This window comes from Nocardia sp. NPDC024068, assembly GCF_040638875.1.
Taxonomy (GTDB): domain Bacteria; phylum Actinomycetota; class Actinomycetes; order Mycobacteriales; family Mycobacteriaceae; genus Nocardia.
On record NZ_JBEZYU010000018.1, the window covers coordinates 25,898 to 47,536 of the forward strand.

Below are 21,639 nucleotides of genomic sequence, written 5' to 3' on the forward strand. Positions count from 1 at the left end.
GGCAACACAGAATCACCGCGGTCACGCGCGGTGGACGCAGAGTTTGTAAGGCGGTGCGATACAAGGTGTTCGGCCCTTCGAAACTCATCCGAACCTGTCAGGTTCTTCCGGACACACTGACCTGGCACCTCGGTAGAGCCGCCTCGGCACTGTCGAGCGATACGCGTTCCAGTGCCCGGATCCTGCACGGGCTGGACGAGGTGGTCGACGATATGGAGGGGAAGGGCAGCCGGACGCTGTCCGGCCAGGTGAGCGGTGTCGCGGTGCGAGCAAAGGATCCGGAGACAGCACCGGTATTCGATCCCACCCGGCCGGTCGGAATCCACAACCTGCCCCCGATCGAGCAGCTGAGATTCACCGAGTTGCGCCATAACGCTTTCCTCGTCGCATACGACAGTGCTCCGGTCGGAATCTACAAATGGCGCGAGAACCCCAAGTACACCGAGAACGAAGCGCGCGCCTACGAGGCGAGCCTCTTACTGGGGTTGAGCGTGGTACCGCCCACCAGGACTTTTGCCGGGCAGCTGGGGAAGGGCTCATTCCAGGAATACGTCCTGAATCGAGGCGGGTCCCGGGACACCAGGAGTCCGGACGGTCAGGAGATCGGCGCCTTCGACTACATCATGGCCCATGGCGACCGGACACCGGATAATGCCCTGGCACTGGTGCACCCACGGGGAAAGATAGCCGCGACCGATAACGAACTCATCATGCAGGAGCGGGTGCCGTTCGAGAACGGGAACATCATCGTCTCGGGCTTCGCCGCGGACAACCTGAATCAACCGCTGGACTCCCCGCTGCTCGACAAGCTGAAAGCAGTGGAAGCGGGAGATTTCAGCAGAAGTCTGCAGGCGATGGGATATTCGCGGGACGGCGCCGACTGGTCCGCGGAGCGACTCGCCGAGATCCAGCGCGAGGAAATGATCACCGGCGCGGCCTGGGGTGGGCCGATCATCCGCCCGGGTGAGCGGCCCACCTATCTGCCGGTGTCCGAGTCCTACGACTGACCGCCGAGGTGCCGGGCGAAATGCCGCTCGATGGCGCGGTACAGCATGATCCGGTTCTCCGGGTTCTCGAAACCGTGCCCCTCGTCCGCGGCGACCAGGTATTCGACCGGGACACCGCGATCGCGCAACCGGGCGACGATATTGTCGGATTCGGCCTGTACGACGCGGACATCGTTGGCGCCCTGGGCGACGAGCAGCGGGGTGCGGATCCGGTCGACCATGGTGATCGGTGAGCGGGTCAGCATATCGGCCTCCTGCTCGGGGATCTCGGGGTCGCCGACGTAGCTGTACCAGTTGTTGACGTTGAAGGCCCGGACGAACGGCGGCAGGGTGCGCAGGAAGTTGGCGAGGTCGGAGATGCCGACATAGTCGACGGCGGCCGCGAAACGGTCCGGGGTGACGGTGATACCGACGAGTGCGGCGTACCCGCCGTAGGAGCCGCCGTAGATGCCGATGCGGCCGGGGTCGGCGTAACCGCGGCCGACGGCCCAGTCGACGGCGTCGATCAGATCGTCGTGCATCGCCCGGGCGAACTCGCCGATCGCGGCGGTGACGTGACGTTTTCCGTAGCCCAGCGAACCACGGAAGTTGACCTGCAGCACCGCGTAACCCCGGTTGGCGAGGAACTGCGCGTCGGGGCTGTACCCCCACGAGTCGTGATACCAGGGCCCGCCGTGCACCACCAGTACCAGTGGCAGGTTCCGCGGCTCGACGCCGACCGGCAGAGTGAGGAAGGCATGCAGCGGCAGCCCGTCGCGGGCCGGGAAACCGACGGGTTCCATGGGGGCCATGGCATCCGGATCCCGGTCCGGGTAGGCGCGGAACAGCAACCGGGCCGCGCCGGTGGTGTGGTCGTAGAACCAGGTGACACCGGGGTCGCGGTCGTGGACGAAGGTGGCGAGCCAGCGCTGTCCGGAATCGTCGCACGACAGGGTGCCGAGCACGCCGTCGGAGAGTTTCGCCAGCTGGTCGTGGATTTCGGCGAAGTGCGGGTCGAGGACCTCGAGATGCGGTCGGTCGGCGACGAAGCGGGCGGCGAAGACCTCGCCGGTGCGCCGGCAGGTGTAGACCGGTGGCGGCAGCACACCCGGCAGCATCGTGCCGCTGATATCGAGGTCGTGACCGTCGACGGCGGCGACGACGGTCTCCTCGCCCGTCGCGTGGTCGATGCGGACCAGCCGCAGATCGTCGCCGTCCTGATAGGACCCGACGAGGAGGCCCTTCCCGTCGGCGGTGACCTCCTGGGGATGCACACCCATCGGATGTTCGGCACCGCCGAGGCGGCGCAGCAGCCGCACCTGCCCGGCGCCGGGGTCGATCGCGGAGATCTCGACCGTGCCGTCCGCGGCGAGCGCGGTCCGGAAGACCGGCTCACCACGGCGGTCGAGCAGGACGGTGGCGGTCGGGTCGTCCTGTTCACGATGCAGGGTCGTTTCGCCGGTGGCGACGTCGATCCGGAAGGTGTCGAATAACGTCGGCCGCCGGTTCATCGTGACCAGCACGCTGCCGGGCACGGACGGTAGCGGGTCGGCGCCGACCACGCGCGAACCCGGGTCCATCGGGGTGAGGTCTACGGCGGGTGCGGACGGGTCGTCGAGGTCGACCCGGTACAGATGCCAGTCCTCGTTACCGTCGGTGTCCTGGAGGTAGAGCAGCCACCGGGGGTCGTCGGTCCAGTGGTAGGTGGTGATCCCGCGACGGGTGTCATGAGTGACGGGGACGGCCTCGTCGTGGGTCCGCTCGATATCGCGGACCCAGACGTTGCGGCGGCCCCGGTGCGGGGCCAGATAGGCGATGCGGGTGCCGTCCGGTGAGATCGACGGGTTCGCGAACTGCGGGTCGGCGAAGAACGTTTCGAGATCGATCAGGGCCGGTCGCCGGCCGCTCGGTCCTCCGGTCATGGTCATTCTCCACTCCGCTGGGCTCCGGGAACGATTACGCCCTCGATCGAACACTGTGCCGTCGCGGCACACTCAAGCGTGGCCGCCACCCTCGAAGATCCGGTGCGTGCCGACGTCCGGGGGACGGTTCTGGCACGATCGAACCCAGGGCCGCGCGGTCCGCACCGCGGAGGTGCAGCGTAGTCGGCCGGCGGCGGCACAGCGCAGCCGGCACAGCGGCAGCGACGACGAGAGGACCGGCCCGAACCGTGGGTACACACGACGGCATGAGCGAGCAGAGTCCGCACGACCGCATGGCCGAGATCGTCGAGGTCTTCACCGTCGCCTTCGGTGACATGATCACCGAGGACCCGGCCGCGTTCCGGAAGAAATTCCGCAAGATGGCAGACAACCCGTTCGCCTTCTATCGCGGATCGGCGTGCCTGTTCTACAACGATATGGCCACCGCGGAGGACCGGTGGGCAGATGAACGCACCAGCAGGATCTGGATCCAGGCCGATCTGCATGCCGAGAACTTCGGCACCTATATGGATTCCGCAGGCCAATTCGTCTTCGATGTCAATGATTTCGACGAGGCCTACCTGGGCTCGTTCACGTGGGATATCAAACGGTTCTGCGCGAGTGTGGCGCTGCTGGCCCGCCGTAAGGCAGTGTCGGACGCCGATATCGAGATGTTGATCGAAACCTACGTGCGCTCCTATGTGGACATGGTGCGCGCGTTCCACAACGGCTCGCGTGCCGAACAGGATTTCAAACTGCATCTGCGCAATACCGAGGGCCCGGTGCACGATGTGCTGCTCGACGCCCGGATGAACACCCGTATTTCCCTGTTGGCGAGCACGACGGTCGTCGAGAACTACGAGCGCAGGTTCCGTCCCGGCAAAGGCGTCCGGCGCCTCGGCGAGGACGAGCACGCGCTGGTGTTGCAGGCTTTCACCCGGTACCTCGACACGATCCCGGAGCACAAGCGGTTCCGGAGCATCACCTACGACGTGAAAGATATCGTGGGCCGCAGCGGATTCGGGATCGGTTCGGCGGGCCTGCCCGCCTACAACATTCTCGTGGAGGGCCAGACCGAGGCGCTGGAGAACGATGTCATCCTCTCCATGAAGCAGGGGAACGTGGCCGCGCCCAGCCGGATCGTGCAGGACGAGCGGATCCGGAACTACTTCCGGCATCACGGCCACCGCACCGCCGTCTCCCAGCGCGCACTACAGGCACACGCCGACCCGTGGCTCGGCTACACCGAGATCGGCGGGGCGGGCTATATCGTTTCCGAACTCTCGCCCTACGTCAGCGACCTCGACTGGTCCGATCTCACCGAGCCGAACGAGATGCGGCCGGTCGTCGAGTACCTCGGCCAGGCCACCGCGGGTATGCACTGTGTCTCCGATGCCGATTCCGATCAGACGCTCGTCGAATTCCAGAGTGAGGAGGCGATCGTCGCGGCCATCGGCTCCGGTGAGGAGGAATTCGTCCGCGATATGGTGGATTTCGGCCAGTCCTATGCCCGCCGCACCCGCGCGGATCACGAACTCTTCGTCGACGCCTTCCGCAATGGCGAGATCCCCGGCCTCGAACGCGCGGCACCGGGCGACTGACAGCGGCTCGGTCGGCTCCCCCACCTCAGAGAACCGAATCACCGTTCTTCACCACATCTGGGAACAAAGAGCACTCTTCTAAGTGGTACAAAATTACGCGTAGTACGGCTTTACGAGAGGGACTCCGCATGATTTTTGCCAAGAAGACCGTTGCCGCGTCGGTATGCGCGTTCGGCATCGCCGCCGCGGGGGCGGCGTTCTTTCCGGCCACCGCCTCCGCCGCGTCCTATGGCGGCCAGTGCGGCGCCGGATACGACGTGATCAACTCGCACGACGTCAAGGGTGGCACGGTTTTCCTCACCTACAACGGTGAGCAGAACTGCGTGGTCACGGTCCGCAACGACCCGGGCGCGCGGAAGCAGATGGGCGCCGGAGTGCAGCTTTCCAACGGGAAGAAAGAGCTGAACCAGCAGGAAGGCGAGTTCACCGAATTCGCCGGTCCGGTGTACCTGCCCGCCAAGGGCAAATGCATCAACTGGGGCGGATACATCGAAGACGATCAGTACGTGGAGTACGACGTGCACTGCGGCAAGTAGGCCGGGACAGAACGCCTTGCAACCACCCGCCGCCGAGTTCACCGCGGAGAACGGAGGAGGTGTCTACGCAAAAGTGACCAACACCAATGACCCGGGGGGTGTGCTGGGCCGAGAACGCGGACACCGAAGTGGGCACCGTGGAGGTGACCGGCGCCGGCATTCCGCTGTTCGGCAGTAGCTGACACCGCCTCGGCCCCGCCGGCCGGCGGGGCCGATCCGTGCAGACCCGGCCGGCTCCGGCCGCTACACCCGGCCGTACGAGGACTGTGCGAGGGTGGATCTCATGAGTGAAGAGCGGTTCGACGTCCGGCGTGAGATCGCGGCAGAACCCAGTGAGATATTCGCCCTGCTGTGCTCGCCCGCCGGACATGTGGCGATCGACAGCTCGGGCATGCTGCAGTCCGCGGAAGGTGCCGACGTCACGGCCGTCGGAGACGAATTCGTCGTCCATATGGACCGCGAATCGCTCAACGATTTCCCCATGGGGAAATACGACGTCACGGTGATCATCACCGCCTTCGAACCGAACGCCCGTATCGAGTGGACGATCTCCGGGACGATCCAGCCGCCGATCGAACACCTCTACGGCTACCGCCTGGAACCCAGCGAGACCGGCACCCTGGTGACGTCGTACTACGACTGGAGCCGGATCGCGCAGCCCTACCGCGAGGCGGGCATCTTCCCGATCATCCCCGAATCCGGGCTGCGGGCCACGCTCGGCATCCTGGCCCGGACCGTGGAGAACAAGTAGCCGATTCACTCCGGCGCGGAAGCCGGGGAGCCGGGCGGCAGCCGCGCGAGACGGATGTTCAGGCGCTGCACCACACGCAGCTGCGCCCGGTTGTACAGCGCGATCACCGTCCGCGCGATCGTATCCTCGGCATGCCTGGCACCACCGGGTGCGTCCGCGGCGAGCTCGCCGGGTACATCCTGGCCGCCCTCGACGAGCTGCCCGCAGCGAGTGCGTCGCTGCGCTGATTCCCACTGCCGCAACGGCGCACCATCCGCCGAATGTGCCGGACCGGGATCGGTGAGAGCTCACAAACCCGCACGGCCGTGAGTCCGGGTACGGTATCAACCGCCCCCGATCACGGTGCGGCGTGTTCCCGCTGATCAACCTGGATGTCATAGATGAGTTCTACCGCCGAAAAACTTGCCGACCTGCGCAAGAAACTCGAGATCGCACAGGAACCGGCCGGCGAGGCGGGAGCCGCAAAACGCGCGCGCAAAGGCATACCGTCGGCCCGCGACCGCATCGATATGCTGCTGGACCCGGGTACCTTCGTCGAAATCGGTGCGCTCGTGCGCAACCCGGCCGACAAGGACGCTCTCTACGGTGACGGCGTGGTCACCGGACGCGGGCTGGTCGACGGCCGGCCGGTTGCCGTGTTCTCCCATGATCAGACCGTGTACGGCGGCACCATCGGGGAGATGTTCGGGCGCAAGGTCGCCGCGATCATGGCATTGGCGGGCAAGATGGGCTGCCCGCTGATCGGTATCAACGACTCCGGCGGCGCGCGCGTCCAGGAGGCCGTCACCTCGCTGCGCTGGTACGGCGAACTGGCGACCATGATGGAACCGCTGTCGGGCGCGGTGCCGATGGTGTCGCTCATTCTGGGCAACTGCGCGGCGGGTGCGGTGTACCAGCCGATCTGCACCGATGTCGTGGTGGCCACCGAGAGCGCCCATATGTTCGTCACCGGCCCCAAGATCATCGAGGACGCCATCGGCGAGAAGGTGGATATGGAGGAGCTGGGCGGCGCCTACAACCAGGCCGCCTACGGCAATATCCACCACGTCGCCGAGGACGAGGCGGCAGCGTTCGCATGGGTCCGCAACTACCTGAGCTACCTGCCCTCCAGCGCGGTCGAACTCCCGCCGATCGTGAACGCCGGCCTGGAACCGCAGGTCACCGAATCGGATCTGACCCTGGACACGCTGGTCCCGGACTCGGATAACGCTGTCTACGATATGCACGATGTGCTGCTGCGGATCTTCGACGACGGCGAGTTCCACGAGATCGGCGCGGCGGCCACCAAGAACCTGATCACCGGATTCGCCCGCGTCGACGGCCGGCCGGTGGGCGTGGTCGCCAACCAGCCGACGGTGCTGGCGGGCGCGCTCGACGCCAAGGCCGGCGACAAGGCCGCGCATTTCATCCATATCTGCAACGCGTTCGAGATCCCGCTGGTGCTGGTGGTCGACACTCCCGGCTTCCTGCCCGGGGTGGAGCAGGAGAAGGTGGGCGTCATCAAGCGCGGCGGGCGGTTCCTGTTCGCCTATGTGGAGGCCACCGTACCCAAGGTCACGGTGGTGATCCGCAAGGCCTACGGCGGCGGATGGGCCGTGATGGGCGCGAAAGCCCTCGGCTGCGATGTCTACCTGGCCTGGCCCACCGCCCGCATCGCGGTCATGGGTGCCGAGAGCGCGGTCGGACTGACCCAGCGCAAGGTCCTCGACGCCACCCCCGAGGATCAGCGCGCCGAACTCCGCAAGCAGATGATCGACTTCTACAACGCCACCGTCGCGACCCCGTGGATCGCGGCCGAGCGCGGCTATATCGACAGCGTGATCGAGCCGTCGGCTACCCGCCTGGAGCTCCGGCGGGCCCTGGCGCTGCTTCGCGACAAGAAGGTCATCCGCTACCCGCGCAAACACCATCTGCTGCCACTCTGAGAACAGGGTCAACACCTGCCCCAACCTTGGCCCGGGGTATTGACTGATCCCCGATCAGGAGGAGACTGGACTTACACCGGAAAACCGGAGAATGTGATTCGCCCGAAGAAGACGTTCCGACAGGCGTGGTGGCGTTCTCGAGAGATCCGGCCAGGCCCCCGGCAAGTCAGTCGAAGACCGGAGCCATCAGCGACGACTGAAGCTCCCGAAATCGACGCAGACTACCGGGGACTGCTCTGTTCGGGGGGGTCTCAGGCGGTTCGGGGTTCTCCGGCGCCGCTGCGCAGCGGCGCTCCCGCACGGTGCAGATGTCGCAGTGCCTCGCCGTACGAGGCGAGCAGTCCGGTCTCGTGATACGGCACGCCGATCTCCGCGCAGTATTCGCGGACGATCACCTGGGCGTGCCGCAGGTTCGGGGTCGGCATATTGGGGAACAAATGGTGCTCGATCTGGTAGTTCAGGCCGCCGAGCGCGAAGTCGGTGAGGACGCCGCCGCGCACGTTGCGTGAGGTCAGCACCTGCCGGCGCAGATAGTCGGGGCGGTCGTCGCCGGTGCGGGTCGGCATGCCCTTGTGGTTCGGCGCGAATATGCAGCCCATGTACAGGCCGAACAGCGCCTGGTGCACAACCAGGAACGCGACGGCCTTATCGGCGGGCAGCACCACGAACAGCGCGGCCAGATAGCCCGCGAAATGGGCGAAGAGCAGCGAGCCCTCCAGCGCCCGGTGTTTGACCGACCGATTGCGGAGCGCGCGGACACCGGCCAGATGCAGGTTCAGGCCCTCGAGCATCAGCAGGGGGAAGAACAGGAACGCCTGCGCCCGCCCGATCACCCGGGTCAGGCCACGGCTCGCCCGCGCCTGCCGTTGTGACCAGACGAGAATATCGGGCGCGACGTCGGGATCGAGTTCCTCGTGATTCGGATTGGCGTGATGCCGGGTGTGCTTGTCCTGCCACCAGCCGTAGCCGAGCCCGATACCCGCGTTACCGGCGATCCGGCCCACGATCTCCGTCGGCCGCCGCAGCCGGAAGACCTGGCGATGCGCGACGTCGTGCATGACGAGTGCGACCTGGGCGCAGGTCACGGCCATGACCGCCGCGATCGCAAGGGTCCACCACGAGTCGCCGACCAGGGCGAACGCCACCCAGGCGGCCGCGAAGGCGATCCCGACCAGGGTCAGCCGGACCGCGTAGTAGACCGGACGCCGGTCCATCAGTCCCGCGGCGGAGATCCGGCGCAGCAGACGGGCGTAATCTCCTTCGGCACGGCGTCGCGGTGATCGTGGCTTCGCCTCTGGGGCCAGGGCCGATATCGTCATGAAAGCGAGACTATGGCCGGAAGTCTCGTTGCGGGTAATCCCGTGGTACGGCTCGGAGTAGCACTGGGGGGTGATACCGGAGGTCCACGCCGCCGGCCGGGGCCACCGCTACCGTCCGCCGAAACCGGATACGGCGATCCCGCGGGTGAATGCCTTCTGCGCGAAGGCGTACACGATCAGCATCGGCAGCAGGATGAGCATCGACGCCGCCATGAGCACCGGCCACTTCGAAACATACTGCCCCTGCATCCAGACGAGGCCGAGGGTGACCGTGGAGATGTCCTGGCGCTGGATCATCACCAACGGCCACAGGAAGTCGTTCCAGACACCGACCCAGGTGAGGACACCCAGCACCATCACGGCGGGCCGGGCGTTGGGCAGCAGTACGCGCCAATAGATCTGCCAGGGCGAACAACCGTCGAGGATGGCCGCTTCCTCGAGTTCGGCGGGCAAGGTGCGGAAGAACTGCCGCATCAGGTAGGTGCCGAAAGCGCTGCCGAACAGGCCGGGCAGGATCAGCGCCCACGGGGTATCCGTCCAGCCGAAAACGCGCATCAGCACGAACTGCGGAATGACGGTGACGGTCAGCGGCACCATCAGGGTGGCCAGGTAGGCCACGAACAGCACGTCCCGCCCGGGGAACCGCAGCCGGGCGAACGCGTACCCGGCCAGTGAGCAGAAGAAGACCTGACCCGCCGTCACGCAGGCGGCATAGACGACGGTATTGACGAACATCCGCCCGAACGGCATCAGTTCGAACACCTCGCCATAGTTCGACCATTGCGGATCCGCCGGTATCAGCGCCGGTGAGGTGACCTCCGATTCCTTCTTCAGCGAACCCGACAGCGCCCACAGAATCGGGAACAGCGCACACCATCCCATCGCGATGAGCGCGGCGTAGAGCGCGGCCGCGCGAACGAGGCCGCGCCGATTCATTCGCCGGGCCGGAGCGGGCGTCATCGCAGATCCTCGTCCCGGCGCGCGAACCGGAGTTGCACCACGGTGAGCACCAGCAGGATTACGAAAATCACCCACGCGATAGCGGACGCGTACCCGATATCACCGAAGGCGAAGGCATTCTGGAAGATCATGATGCCGAAGATGTAGGTGCCGGTTTCCGGGCCGCCGTTACCGCCGGTGAGGGCATAGACCTGATCGAACGCCTGCACCGTGTTGATGATCGAGACCACGAAGACGAACGACAGCGCGCCCCGGATCAGCGGCAGGGTGATCCGCAGGAATCGCTGAACATCGCCGGCCCCATCGATTTTCGCCGCCTCGTAGAGGTTTTCCGGGACGCCCTGCATGGCCGCGAGCAGCACGACGGTGGCGAACGGAATACTGCGCCAGATACTGACCAGGCACAGCGAAACCATCGCCCAATCCGGGTCGACCAGCCAGGGCACGGGCCCGATACCGGCCCAGCCGAGCATGATGTTCACCAGGCCGTTGTTGGTGTCGAAGGCGAATCGCCACACCACGGCCATCACCACACTCGACACCGCCAGCGGCAGCAGCAGCACCGTCCGGAAGAGGCCGATTCCCCGGACTCTCCGGTTCAGCGTCGCGGCGATCACGAGACTGATCGCCACCGTCGGCACCAGACTTCCGGCGGTGAAGAGCACGGTGTTGCGCACCGCGATCGGGAACAGCGGATCTCCGGTGAACAGCCGGCGGAAGTTATCCGTTCCGGTGAATCGCACCGGGCCGAACATATCCCACCGCTGGAAGCTCAGGTACAGCGAGAAACCCAGCGGGAACAGCATGAACACCGCCACCGCGAGCAGGTTGGGCGCGACGAACAGACGGGCGGCCCGGGACTGCCGCTTGGCCAGATCGGTTCGTCGCGGCCGGCCGGCGGGCGCCGGGGCGGGGGTCTTGTCGACGACGGGCTCTCCGGTGACGGTCATCGGTTGCGCAGCACCTCATCGGTATCGGGAGCGAGACTGTCCTGCAGCGAGGTCGCCGGCCGCGCGCCCCGCAGCACCGGGCCGATATTGCGATCCATCAGCGCGTCGATCCGCGCCCATTCGGGGGTGACCGGGAGTGGACCGGAGTTGGCCGGTCCCTCGGTGAGGATGCCGAGGTTGCCCACCTGCCGGTGGGCCGCGGCGAATCCGGCGGAACGCACCGCCGACCGCAGCACCGGAACGAACAGCCCGGTTTCGGCGATGATGGCCTGACCGACCGGCCCGGCGGCGAACTTCACGAACTCCCAGGCCTGTTCGCGCCGTGGGCTGTCGGCGGCGATCGCCAAACCGGTGGCGCCGATATTCGAGCGGGCACCCGAGCCCCGCGGGCCCGCGGGCAATGCCGTGATATCGATGTCGATATCGCCGGTATCGGCGAAGGTCCGGTAACGCCAATGACCGCCCATGGCCAGCGCCGCCTCACCCCGGGAGAACAAGTCCATCGCCGAGATCGACTGCTGGTTGTCCGGGGCCGGCGCCACCCGGTGTTCGATGGCCAGATCCGCGTAGAACCGAACCCCCTCGAGGAACGCGTCGTCCGCGAAATGGCAGCGGGCCGGGCGAGTTCGCGGGCTCATCCATTCGGCGCCGTTGTTCATCCCGAACAGCCCGGCCGAATAGTAGGGAACCCAGGTGTCGACGAAACCCCACCGGGTCACCCGACCGGTGCGGTCGCGGACGGTGAGCGCGCGGGTGATATCGAGGAATTCGGCGAAACTCCAGGCGTCGTCCCAGCGTCGGGGCGGCGTCAGTCCGGCTCGGGCGAAGATTTCCCTGTTGACGAAGAGGAAGTTCCCCGACCACTGTTCGGGCAACGCGTACTGTCCGCCGTCCAGGGCGAACGTGTCGTAGAGTGCCGCGACGCTCTCGGATTCCAGGACACCCGCGAAGGCCGGATCCCGGGCGAGCAACGTATTCAGGTCGAGCAGGACGCCGCGGTCGGCGAGACCGGCATAGGTCTGTTCCCAGGCCATCAGCACATCCGGGCATTTTCCGCCCGCGCAGAAGGTCGACATCTGCTGTATCGGGTCCGGTCCCGAAAGCACCGTGCGGATCCGGATATCGGGATACCTGCGGGCGAACTCGGCGATGACCCGCATCCGCCCCTCGGACTCTTCCGGGTTGGCCTGGAAGAAGAAGGTCAGGGCGTCCTCGTCACCACCACAACCAGTCACCGCCGAGGCCGCGAGAGATGCGCCGGCGGCACCCACACCGCGCAGAAACGCCCGTCGCGCCAATCGCATGGTGACCCGAATTCCCTCTGTGACGGCACACCCGGTATCGAGACCGAATCGAGTATCGCAGGAATGCCGTCACAGCAGCCCCGATGCCGCATCACCCGGGCATGTCGCTCGCCCGGCGGCCACCCGGCGGGCGGCGAATCGCGGCGTCACGACCCGGTTCTCAAGCACCGGCCGCCGGGCAGGACACATCCCGCTCCGGCATCGTGCCGTCGACCAGGTAGCGCGTGGTGACATCCATCGCACAGGGGTTGTCGCCCAGGATGTAGGCCCCGTGCCCGCTCGCGTCCACCCGCACCAGCCGGGACCTCTCACCGAACTTCTCGTCGAGCAACTCCCCGCCGCGCAGGGGTGTGACCGGGTCGCGCCGGTTCTGCACGATGAGGACGCCGGGCCCGTCCTCGGAGATCGCCACCGGCGGCTCGAGCGGCGGCTGCCAGTAGGCGCAGGGCATGATGTTGGCGGCGGACGACCCGTACAGCGGGTACGTTTCACGGTCCTGCGCGACGGCCCGCTGATAGCTCCGGACATCCTCGGGCCATTCGACGTCGTTGCAGGTCACCGCGAGAAATATCGACCAGGGGCTATCGCCCGGCGAGGGCGCCGGCGGGTCCACCGGCGGATTCGGCGGGGGCGGCCCGGCGGCGAGCAGCGACTGCCACTGCTGCGCGGCCTGCTCGTAGGACCTCGGACTGTAGAGAGTCACGAAACTGGCCAGCCGGAAGATACTGCCGTCGATCCCGTCCACCGGGGTCCGGTCGAGTTTCCCGGCGAGGGTGAAGTAGGTGTCGCGGACCTCGTCCGGTGTGCGGCCCAGGCCGTAGGTGTCGTGCCGTTCGGCCGCCCATTTCGCGAAGTCCGGGAAGGTCTCCTCCGTTCCCCGGGCATACCTGCGCATCCCGTCCTGGTCGAGGAAGGTGTCGCCGATATTGCTGTCGAGCACGACCCGGTCGGAACTCTCCGGGAACATCGAGGCGTACGCGGCGCCCAGCGCGGTCCCGTAGGAATACCCGAGGAAGCTCGCTTTCCGCTCGCCGAGCGCGGCCCGGATCCGGTCCAGGTCGCGGGCGGTGTTCGCGGTGGACATATGGCGCAGCCGGCCCTCGTGGTCGTTCGCCGCGCACTGATCGGCGACACCTTTCACGATCGCCGCCCGCTCGGTGACGGCCGCGTCGTCGGCCGCATGCGGCGGGATATTGCCGTAATACGGCTGATCGGTGGTGAAACCGCAGCTCACCGGCGCCGAATGCCCGATACCGCGAGTATCCATACCGATCAGGTCGTAGCTGTCCAGGACGCTCTCCGGCATACCCTGGGAAACCAGGAGCTGGGCGAACCCCAACCCGGACCCGCCCGGACCACCCGGGTTCAGCAACAGCACCCCGCGCCGCTCATCCGGGTTCTTCGCGGCCAGCCGGGAGATCATGATCTCGATCTGCGCGCCGCCGGGATCGCGGTAGTCGAGGGGTACCGGCACGGTCGCGCACTGCAACACCGGCGGGTCGTTCGGGACATCCGCGGGGCACGCGCCCCAGTGCACCTGCGCCGCGGGTTCGGCAGGCGGTTGGGCGGCCGTGGGCGACACCCCGGTCAGCCCCGCGGCGAGGGCCAGCACGGTCACCAGGGTGACGCGCCGCCCGATCGTCCATTTTCGATTCATGATCTCCCACTCCCCGGCCTGATCGCACAGTTGGTCTTGCCGGTTCCCACTGCACACCGTGCCCTCACGGCACAGTCAAGGCAGCTCCGCGAGGCGTGGGTCACGGAATGGCCCCGGGAAGTCGCCGCCCAGGGCCCGGAACGGGATTACTCTGCTATGAGCTGCGCAGTCGATACAGCGGAGAACACGGGAGCGGGTCCCACCCAGTACCGCAGGCGACGACTCCGCGCACTCCCACTGCCGTCGAAGATTCGAGAAAGGCCAGGAAATGCCGTCGATCGGTCGCACCGCCGCCGCGGTACTCAGCTGCGCAATATGGTTCGCGCCGGTACCGGCTCAGGCCCAGGAACCTCCCGCCGCGATCTCGGCACTGGCGCTGTCGGCGGTCACACGCTCCGGACCGCCCGAGTTCCGCACCACGACCCTCCTGTGCGCACCGCAGCAGACCGGATCTCATCCCGACCCGGTCGGCGCGTGCACCGAATTGTCCGCCGCACAAGGTGATTTCGCCGCCCTCACCGGCGAGCCCGCCGCCTGCCCGATGATCTACGAACCCGTCTCTCTCCTGGTGGTGGGGGTGTGGGACGGTAGGCCGGTGTCCTACCAGCGCGAGTTCGCGAACAGTTGTGTGCTGGCGAACGCCGCCCGGCACGTCTACAAGTTCTGAACGGCGTCGTGGCCGGCTACCACAGGTAGATTCCCAGCACCGCGCCCCACAGCACGACCAGCCACAGATCGGTGGCGATCCGCAGCCAGCGCGGCGCGGTCCGCGCCTCCATGAAGTACCCGATGATGAGGCGGCCTTTCAGCGCCCCCAGCGCGACGACCGCCAGCGTGATCGGAATACTGGGGGTCGCCTGCGATTGGCCGTGTCCCGGGGCCAGCGCCCAGGACAGCAGCGTGATGACGGCCAGCAACAGCCACACCACGGTGGTGGCGTGCACGGTGACGGGTCGGGTCATGCCGATTCACCTCATGACGTAGAGCAGGCCGAATATGACGATCCACAGCAGATCGACCATATGCCAGTAGACGGCGCCGGATTCGGCCACCGTTATCCGCCGGCGCCGCGGATCCCGCAGTTCCCGGACCACCACCCCGAGGATCAGCAGACCCAGCGCAACGTGGAACAGGTGGACGCCGGTGAGCATGTAGTAGAAGGTGAAGAACTCGTTCGCCGAGAACGTATGGCCGGCACCGGATTCGGCGGACCATTCGCAGGCCTTGATGCCCATGAACACCACACCGAGCCCGGCCCCGGCGTAGATCCGGCGCAGGCCGCGATCGAACGCACCCGCCCGGACCGCCTGCACACTGCGGGCGACGAACCACGAACTGGTCAGCAGGATCAGCGTGTTGAGGGTGCCGAGGTCGAGGTTCAGATGTTGCTGGGCGGCCAGGAATTCCCGCGGCGCCAGGGCGCGGTGCACCATGAAGATCAGGAAGTACGCACCGAAGATCAGCAGGTCGCCGAGCACCATCACCCACATATGCCCGTCGCCCGGCAGCGGGAGACGAACCCGCTCATCCGATCGGTCGGGGCCGGTATCGGTGGTTACGGCGCGGTCGGTATCGGTCATCGCGAACACCTCTCGTACAGGTACTGCGGTTCACGGCAGCGGCGGTTCGCCGGCGGGCTGTAACTGCCCCGCCTTGCGTAGAAAGGTGATGACACACATCAGCCAGAATCCGAAGACGACGGTCCCCATCCAGAACGAGACCGAACCGTTCCAGGCGAACGGCCCGGCGGTGGAGAGGAATACCGGCGCGGCCATGATCTCGGTGACGATCTGCCAGATCGTCACATAGCCCAGCCAGGTGGGGAAGATCCCGTTGCGGTCGTAGAAGATCGCGAGCGCGAACCCGAAATACGCGGTCACGAAACAGCCGAGCGATCCCACATACGAGAGCAGGCCGAGGTCGTAGAGCAATGCGAGCAGTTCGGGGTCGCGGTCGTCGCGGTACACCGCGACCAGGAAACAGAACGCCACCAGCAGGCAGCCGGGGAGCGCCCCGACGGCCATACCACCCATATAGATGTAGGCGCCCACCGAACCCACCGACATCCGCTTCATGTGGTAGACGACGATGCCGTTCGATATTCCCGCGCCACCGACTATGAGCAGCAGTATCGCGAAGCCGATTTTGATGGTGAGGGTATGTGCGTCGAAGAATTCGGCGATCTGCCCGGGATCGGTATCCGGCCGCGGCGGTGGCATGACCCGGGCGAGCAATACGAAGATCAACCCGAAAGCGGTGTAGAACGCCGGGACGATCGCGAAACACAGCCAGACATCTCTTTTACCGGCCGGTGCCACGGTATCGCGCGATCGCTGATCCGGCACCGCGCCGGGAGCGGGCATCGGAAGTCTCATAACGCCGCCACCTCCTCGGCCTGCCTGCGCAGGGTGCGCCGCAGCACCACGAACATCACCGCGATGAACAGCGCGAACGCGCCGCCCCGCAACCAGAAGGAGAGAGCGCCGTCCCAGGCCAGCGGACCACTGGTGACGACCGCCGCGGCAGTGGCCGGGGCCATCGCGATCGCGGTGGCGACCGCGAAATGCCCTACCCAGCGCGGGAATACCCGCTGCGGCCCGTTGTCGAAATACACCGCCGCGGCCAGCAGCAGATTCTGCGCGACCAATACGCCCACGGGCGCGATGAAGATTATCCAGGCCATATCGTTGAGCAGCAGGATCAGTTCGGGATCGCGGCCGGGCCGGAAAGCGGCCACCAGGTAGAAGATATCGGCCAGCGCGAAGATCGTCGCACCGCTGACGGTGGCGGTCAGATAGCAGTAGGCGAATACATGGCTCTGCGTGGTCATCCGTTTCAGCTGCGCCACGATCACCATGAAGAACGGAATGAGCATGATTCCGCAGAGATTGAAAGTGATCATGCTGAACCGGATGAGAGGCTGGTTCTCGGCATAGAAATCCGCCACCTGCGCCGCCGGCAGCTGCGGGGACAGCGGCGGGAAGAAACCCGGAAAGGCCACGAACGCGATCGCGAGGATCACACCGGCCACGGGCCCGGTCCATACGCAGATCGATTGGATCTCGAGATCGGCCCCGGAGTTCGACCGGCCGGAATCGGCAAGAGTCTGCATCGCACCTCGATTCACTCGTATCGGCATCGGATTCAGAGTGACTGCTCTGGTATCGGGTGAAACACTCGACCTAGCCGATCGGCTAGATAGAAGAGTAGGTCACACGGCCGGCGTTGTCGACCCCCGACCGCTCTGCCGCGCAACCGATTACCGCCCCGGCAGGTCGAGGAACAGCGCGGAGACCACGGCCGCCGACCTCCGGACGGGGCGAGGGTGGAAAATATCCGCGACGGGAGCATCCCCAGATCCAGAGGGCAGGAGCGCATGAAGGCAGACCGGGAACGGGCCGCGGAACCCGCGCATCAGGTGGTGTCCCGGGAACTGCGGGCGGGTATCGCCGCCGGCGACTACCGCGACGGCGGCAAACTGCCCACCGAAGCAGAACTCGCCCAGCGATATCGGGTCAGCCGGCAGACGGTGCGCCGCGCCTTCCAGGATCTCGTCGCCGACGGCACGGTCTACCGCGTACCCGGCCGCGGCACCTTCGTCACCGAATCCGAGGGCCAGTACCTGCGTCATCACGGCTCGATCGAGGATCTGATGAGTCTGTCCTCCGATACGACCATGGAGGTCCTCACACCGCTACACCGCCGTGCCGATATCGACGCGGCCAGCAGGCTGCGCCTCGATACCGACATCGTCTACACCGTCGCCTTCCGCCGGATACACGAAGGTGTGCCGTTCGTGCTGACCACGGTGTACCTCCCCGAGCACATCGGCAGGCATATCGCCGGGCGCACCGAGGTGGGCGCCGGCGGGGCGAGTTCCCATACCGTGATCGGGTTGCTCGAACCGCACCTCGACAGCCCGATCGTCGAAGCGGCGCAATCGATCACGGTGTCCGCCGCCGATACCGAAGTCGCGGCCGGGCTCGGCTGCGAACCGGGCCATCCCATGCTCCGTATCGATCGGCTCTACTCGGACACCACCGGCCGGGCCGTCGATCTATCGGTCAGTTACTTCCTGCCGGAGCACTACACCTATCGGGTGACGCTGCGCCGCAGCAACCGCTGACGGCACCCGCTCCGGGCCCCACCGGCTCACCACCGCGGGGTCCACACTCGGTCTCGCCACCGACAGCCGCGTCATATGTATGCATTCATACTGCATTTGTACGTACATATGATACAAATAGCCGTATTTAAGGTGCCCGATCCCACCCGGCACAGAACGCCCGGCGGTCGGCAGCACACGATCGAGATCGTGCGCGAAGCACGGTCACGGAACGAGGAGAACGCGGTATGAGCCGGCTATGCAGCACCGACGGACTGACCGAGGATCAGACCGCGATCATCGAAACGGTCCGCGCCTACGTGGAGAAGAAGATCCTGCCGGTGGCGACGGAACTCGAACACGCCGACGAGTACCCGCACGACATCGTCGACGGACTGAAGGAACTGGGCATCTTCGGGCTGATGATCCCCGAGGAATACGGCGGACTGGGTGAGTCGCTGCTGACCTACGCCCTGTGCGTCGAAGAGATCGCGCGCGGCTGGATGAGCGTTTCGGGCGTGATCAACACACACTTCATCGTGGCCTACATGCTCATGCGGCACGGGACCGACGAGCAGAAGCGGAAATACCTGCCGAAGATGGCCACCGGCGAGGTGCGCGGATCGTTCTCGATGTCGGAGCCCGGTCTGGGCTCGGACGTGGCGGCGATCAAGACCAGGGCGGTCGAGGGCGAGGACGGCTGGTACACGATCGACGGCCAGAAGATGTGGCTGACCAACGGCGGTACGTCGAACCTGATCGCGGTGCTGGTCCGAACCGAGGAGGGCGCCGACAGCGTCTACAAGAACCTCACCACGTTCTTGATCGAGAAAGAGGCCGGCTTCGGTGAGACCGCCCCGGGCCTGACCATCCCCGGCAAGATCGACAAGATGGGCTACAAGGGCGTCGACACCACCGAGGCCGTCTTCGCGGGCCACCGGGTTCCGGCCGACCGGATTCTCGGCGGGACGCCGGGTAAGGGCTTCTACCAGATGATGGACGGTGTCGAGGTCGGGCGCGTCAATGTCGCCGCCCGCGCCTGCGGTATCGCGCTGCGGGCCTTCGAACTGGCGATCGCCTACGCCCAGCAGCGCGAAACCTTCGGTAAGCAGATCGCCGGCCACCAGGCGATCCTGTTCCGGCTCGCGGAGATGGCCACCAAGGTCGAGGCGAGCCACGCGATGATGGTCAAGGCCGCCCGGGCCAAGGACACCGGCGGACGCAACGATGTCGGCGCCGGAATGGCGAAGATGCTCGCCGCGGAATACTGCAACGAGGTCGTCCAGGACTCCTTCCGCATCCACGGCGGCTACGGCTACTCCAAGGAATACGAGATCGAACGCCTCTACCGCGAGGCCGCCTTCATGCTGATCGGCGAGGGCACCTCCGATATCCAGAAGATGATCATCGGTCGCGCCCTGCTCGAGGAGTACCGGCTGTAGGCCCGGCTCGGCGTACCTCGAACACCCACCGGATGGCTTCCCGTCCCATGTCCCGTCCTCGACAGGAGATGGAGTCATACTATATTTTCTATAGATTATGACGTCCGAGATAGCTCAGGCACCCGTCCATCAGGAAAACCCGAGCCCCGGGGTCACCGTCCTGAGACTCGACCGTCCGCAACGCCGCAACGCGCTCGACACGCAGACCCTGGAACTGCTCGGGACCGGCCTCGCCGCCGCCGCCCGCCGCGGGGACGCCGCAGTGGTCATCACCGGGGGCAACGACTTCTTCTCGTCCGGAGGTGATGTGGCCTCGATGCCCGGACCGGATGACGGCGTCCTCGCCCCCGCGTCGCGGTTGACCCTGGTGCACGATCTGGTGACCTCCATGGTGCGTGCCGACCAGGTGATCATCGGGGCCGTCGAGCGGTACGCGCTCGGCGCCGCCTGGGGCATCGTCCTCGCCTGCGATCTGGTCGTCGCCGGGGAGGACGCCTACTTCAAGGCGCCCTTCGCCGCCCGCGGGCTGACGGCCGACGCCGGGACGGCCTACCACCTCCCGCGCCGGCTGGGACAACAGCGCGCCGCGGCGCACCTCTTCCTCGGCGAACCCCTGACGGCCCGGGACGCCCGCGCCGCCGGTCTGATCACGGAGACCACGGCGCCCGGGCAGGCGACCGCGCGGGCCGTCGAACTCGCCACCACGCTGGCGGCGGGCCCGACCCAATCGAACGCGATCACCAAATCCCTGCTCGCCCAGGACCGCGCGGACCTCGCCCAGTTCCTGGCCAACGAGCGCACCGCGATGGCCCTGGCGGGCCACGGGCCGAATGCACACGAAGGCCGCAGCGCCTTCCTCGAACGACGGGAGCCCCGCTTCTCATGAACGCCACCCCCCTGGCCCATCTCCAGGTGGTCGAATGCGCCACCTTCGTCGCCGGGCCCTCCTGCGGTTTGAGCCTCACCCAGCTGGGCGCCGAGGTCATCCGGGTCGACCTCCCCGGCGGCGGCAGCGACCGGCTGCGCTGGCCGCTGGCCGACACCGGCGCCAGCCTCTACTGGGCCAATCTCAACAAGGGGAAGCGGTCGGTCGCGCTGGACTACCGCACGCCGGAGGGGCGCGAGCTGCTGCTGGCGCTGTGCACCAGGCCGGGGCCGGGGGCGGGCATCTTCGTCGACAATATGGTCGGACGGCACCGGGTGACCCACGACGACCTCACCGCACGTCGCCCCGACGCGATCTCGGTGCACGTACTCGGCTTCCCCGACGGGCGTCCCGCGGTCGACTACACGGTGAACGCCGGAGTCGGGATCCCGGATATGACGGGGACGGGCGGCGCCGCGGAACCGGTCAACCATGTACTGCCGGCCTGGGATCTGCTCGCGGGTGCTTCCGCCGCGCTCGGCGTAGTGGCCGCGGTGAGCCGGCGCGAGCAGACCGGTGCGGGGTCGCGGCTGGATATCGCCCTGGCCGATGTGGCCCTGTCGGCGGTGGGATCGATGGGCTGGCTGGCCGAGGCCGAACAGCACGGGGACCGGGCGCCGCACGGCAATCACCTCTTCGGCAGTTTCGGGACGGATTTCGCCACCGCCGACGGCCGCCGGATCATGGTCGTCGCCCTGACCGAGGGGCAGTGGCGGGCACTCTGCGAGGCCACCGGGACCGCACCGGTTTTCGCGGCGCTCGAATCGGCGCTCGGCACCGACCTGCGGGAGGAGTCCGCGCGCTACGAACTGCGCGAGACCATCGCCTCGATCCTGCGGCCCTGGTTCGCGGCGCGCTCTCTCGACGAGCTGACCGAGCTGCTGACCCGGGCCCGGGTGCTGTGGGGTCCCTACCGGTCGATGAGTGAGGCCGCCGCGCTGGCCCGCGCGGATCCGGATTCGGTGGCGCGGCCGGTCCACCAGCCCGGTATCGGCGAGATGCTGGCCACCGGGTATCCGCTCCGCTGGGAAGACCACAGCTCGGCTCCCGTGCCCGCCCCGCGTCTGGGCGCCGATACCGACGAGGTGCTGGCGCAGGCGCTGGGACTGACCGGCCACGAGATCGGCCGTCTGCACGATCAACGGGTGGTGGCATGCGACCCGGCGGATGCCGCCACCCGATGAGGTGGTCGCCGATCGTCGATCGGGCCCGCCGCTCCTCCCCCACATCCCCCCCGCAGCACCGACAGGAAGAAT

21 protein-coding genes are annotated in these 21,639 nt (G+C 66.8%); 10 read left to right on the plus strand and 11 right to left on the minus strand.

Annotation, left to right across the window (positions count from 1 at the left end; all coding sequences use genetic code 11):
- Positions 1-53: 53 nt before the first annotated feature.
- A complete protein-coding gene (locus AB0F41_RS16495) occupies positions 54-1,007 on the plus strand; it encodes a hypothetical protein (protein ID WP_357424520.1) in 954 nt (317 codons plus the stop codon).
- Here AB0F41_RS16495 and AB0F41_RS16500 read toward each other — a convergent pair.
- A complete protein-coding gene (locus AB0F41_RS16500) occupies positions 998-2,908 on the minus strand; it encodes a prolyl oligopeptidase family serine peptidase (RefSeq protein WP_357424522.1) in 1,911 nt (636 codons plus the stop codon). The genes AB0F41_RS16495 and AB0F41_RS16500 overlap by 10 nt on opposite strands.
- Positions 2,909-3,174: 266 nt before the next feature.
- Between AB0F41_RS16500 and AB0F41_RS16505 the strand changes: the two genes are divergently transcribed.
- The 3 genes from AB0F41_RS16505 (at position 3,175) to AB0F41_RS16515 (ending at position 5,796) form a co-directional block, all read left to right on the plus strand.
- The gene (locus tag AB0F41_RS16505) at positions 3,175-4,509 is read left to right on the plus strand and encodes a DUF2252 domain-containing protein (RefSeq protein WP_357424524.1); all 1,335 of its coding nucleotides are present in this window, start codon (positions 3,175-3,177) and stop codon (positions 4,507-4,509) included.
- 128 nt (positions 4,510-4,637) lie between these two features.
- Positions 4,638-5,045, plus strand: coding sequence for a spore-associated protein A (locus AB0F41_RS16510; protein ID WP_357424526.1), 408 nt, complete (start codon positions 4,638-4,640; stop codon positions 5,043-5,045).
- Positions 5,046-5,328: 283 nt separating this feature from the next.
- Positions 5,329-5,796 (plus strand): polyketide cyclase, encoded by a 468-nt coding sequence (locus AB0F41_RS16515; RefSeq protein ID WP_357424528.1) that lies wholly within the window; start codon positions 5,329-5,331, stop codon positions 5,794-5,796.
- 5 nt (positions 5,797-5,801) lie between these two features.
- On the opposite strand, the gene AB0F41_RS16520 is transcribed toward AB0F41_RS16515, so the two are convergent.
- Complete coding sequence (locus AB0F41_RS16520) at positions 5,802-6,038, minus strand: hypothetical protein (RefSeq protein ID WP_357424530.1); 237 nt, start codon at positions 6,036-6,038, stop codon at positions 5,802-5,804.
- 138 nt (positions 6,039-6,176) lie between these two features.
- On the opposite strand from AB0F41_RS16520, the gene AB0F41_RS16525 reads away from it, so the two are divergent.
- The gene (locus AB0F41_RS16525; protein WP_357424532.1) at positions 6,177-7,721 is read left to right on the plus strand and encodes an acyl-CoA carboxylase subunit beta; all 1,545 of its coding nucleotides are present in this window, start codon (positions 6,177-6,179) and stop codon (positions 7,719-7,721) included.
- A gap of 251 nt (positions 7,722-7,972) precedes the next feature.
- Here AB0F41_RS16525 and AB0F41_RS16530 read toward each other — a convergent pair whose 3' ends face one another.
- From AB0F41_RS16530 to AB0F41_RS16550, 5 genes are all read right to left on the minus strand, one after another.
- Positions 7,973-9,040, minus strand: coding sequence for an acyl-CoA desaturase (locus AB0F41_RS16530; protein WP_357424534.1), 1,068 nt, complete (start codon positions 9,038-9,040; stop codon positions 7,973-7,975).
- Between the two features lie 108 nt (positions 9,041-9,148).
- A complete protein-coding gene (locus AB0F41_RS16535) occupies positions 9,149-9,976 on the minus strand; it encodes a carbohydrate ABC transporter permease (RefSeq protein WP_357424634.1) in 828 nt (275 codons plus the stop codon).
- A gap of 20 nt (positions 9,977-9,996) precedes the next feature.
- The gene (locus tag AB0F41_RS16540; RefSeq protein WP_357424636.1) at positions 9,997-10,875 is read right to left on the minus strand and encodes a sugar ABC transporter permease; all 879 of its coding nucleotides are present in this window, start codon (positions 10,873-10,875) and stop codon (positions 9,997-9,999) included.
- A 71-nt stretch (positions 10,876-10,946) separates the two neighbouring features.
- Entirely contained in the window at positions 10,947-12,254 is a 1,308-nt protein-coding gene (locus tag AB0F41_RS16545; protein WP_357424536.1) for a sugar ABC transporter substrate-binding protein, read from the minus strand.
- Positions 12,255-12,414: 160 nt separating this feature from the next.
- Complete coding sequence (locus AB0F41_RS16550) at positions 12,415-13,911, minus strand: alpha/beta hydrolase (protein ID WP_357424538.1); 1,497 nt, start codon at positions 13,909-13,911, stop codon at positions 12,415-12,417.
- A gap of 268 nt (positions 13,912-14,179) precedes the next feature.
- Here AB0F41_RS16550 and AB0F41_RS16555 point away from each other — a divergent pair, with 268 nt between their 5' ends.
- The gene (locus AB0F41_RS16555; protein ID WP_357424540.1) at positions 14,180-14,578 is read left to right on the plus strand and encodes an SSI family serine proteinase inhibitor; all 399 of its coding nucleotides are present in this window, start codon (positions 14,180-14,182) and stop codon (positions 14,576-14,578) included.
- Between the two features lie 16 nt (positions 14,579-14,594).
- Here AB0F41_RS16555 and AB0F41_RS16560 read toward each other — a convergent pair whose 3' ends face one another.
- The 4 genes from AB0F41_RS16560 to AB0F41_RS16575 are packed head-to-tail and all read right to left on the minus strand — an operon-like array spanning position 14,595 to position 17,023.
- The gene (locus tag AB0F41_RS16560; RefSeq protein WP_357424542.1) at positions 14,595-14,873 is read right to left on the minus strand and encodes a cytochrome C oxidase subunit IV family protein; all 279 of its coding nucleotides are present in this window, start codon (positions 14,871-14,873) and stop codon (positions 14,595-14,597) included.
- 6 nt (positions 14,874-14,879) lie between these two features.
- A complete protein-coding gene (locus AB0F41_RS16565) occupies positions 14,880-15,491 on the minus strand; it encodes a cytochrome c oxidase subunit 3 (protein WP_357424544.1) in 612 nt (203 codons plus the stop codon).
- Positions 15,492-15,521: 30 nt separating this feature from the next.
- The gene (locus AB0F41_RS16570) at positions 15,522-16,286 is read right to left on the minus strand and encodes a hypothetical protein (protein ID WP_357424546.1); all 765 of its coding nucleotides are present in this window, start codon (positions 16,284-16,286) and stop codon (positions 15,522-15,524) included.
- The gene (locus tag AB0F41_RS16575) at positions 16,283-17,023 is read right to left on the minus strand and encodes a hypothetical protein (RefSeq protein ID WP_357424548.1); all 741 of its coding nucleotides are present in this window, start codon (positions 17,021-17,023) and stop codon (positions 16,283-16,285) included. Before AB0F41_RS16575 ends, AB0F41_RS16570 begins: the two co-directional genes overlap by 4 nt.
- 264 nt (positions 17,024-17,287) lie before the next feature.
- Between AB0F41_RS16575 and AB0F41_RS16580 the strand changes: the two genes are divergently transcribed.
- The 4 genes from AB0F41_RS16580 to AB0F41_RS16595 all read left to right on the plus strand — a co-directional run bounded on the left by AB0F41_RS16580 (position 17,288) and on the right by AB0F41_RS16595 (position 21,567).
- Complete coding sequence (locus AB0F41_RS16580; RefSeq protein ID WP_357424550.1) at positions 17,288-18,037, plus strand: GntR family transcriptional regulator; 750 nt, start codon at positions 17,288-17,290, stop codon at positions 18,035-18,037.
- A 227-nt stretch (positions 18,038-18,264) separates the two neighbouring features.
- Positions 18,265-19,458 (plus strand): acyl-CoA dehydrogenase family protein, encoded by a 1,194-nt coding sequence (locus AB0F41_RS16585; RefSeq protein WP_357424552.1) that lies wholly within the window; start codon positions 18,265-18,267, stop codon positions 19,456-19,458.
- Positions 19,459-19,555: 97 nt separating this feature from the next.
- Positions 19,556-20,344, plus strand: a complete 789-nt coding sequence (locus AB0F41_RS16590) for an enoyl-CoA hydratase/isomerase family protein (RefSeq protein WP_357424554.1) — start codon at positions 19,556-19,558, stop codon at positions 20,342-20,344.
- On the plus strand, positions 20,341-21,567 hold the full coding sequence (locus AB0F41_RS16595; protein ID WP_357424556.1) for a CoA transferase: 1,227 nt from the start codon (positions 20,341-20,343) through the stop codon (positions 21,565-21,567). Before AB0F41_RS16590 ends, AB0F41_RS16595 begins: the two co-directional genes overlap by 4 nt.
- The last annotated feature ends 72 nt before the right edge of the window (positions 21,568-21,639 follow it).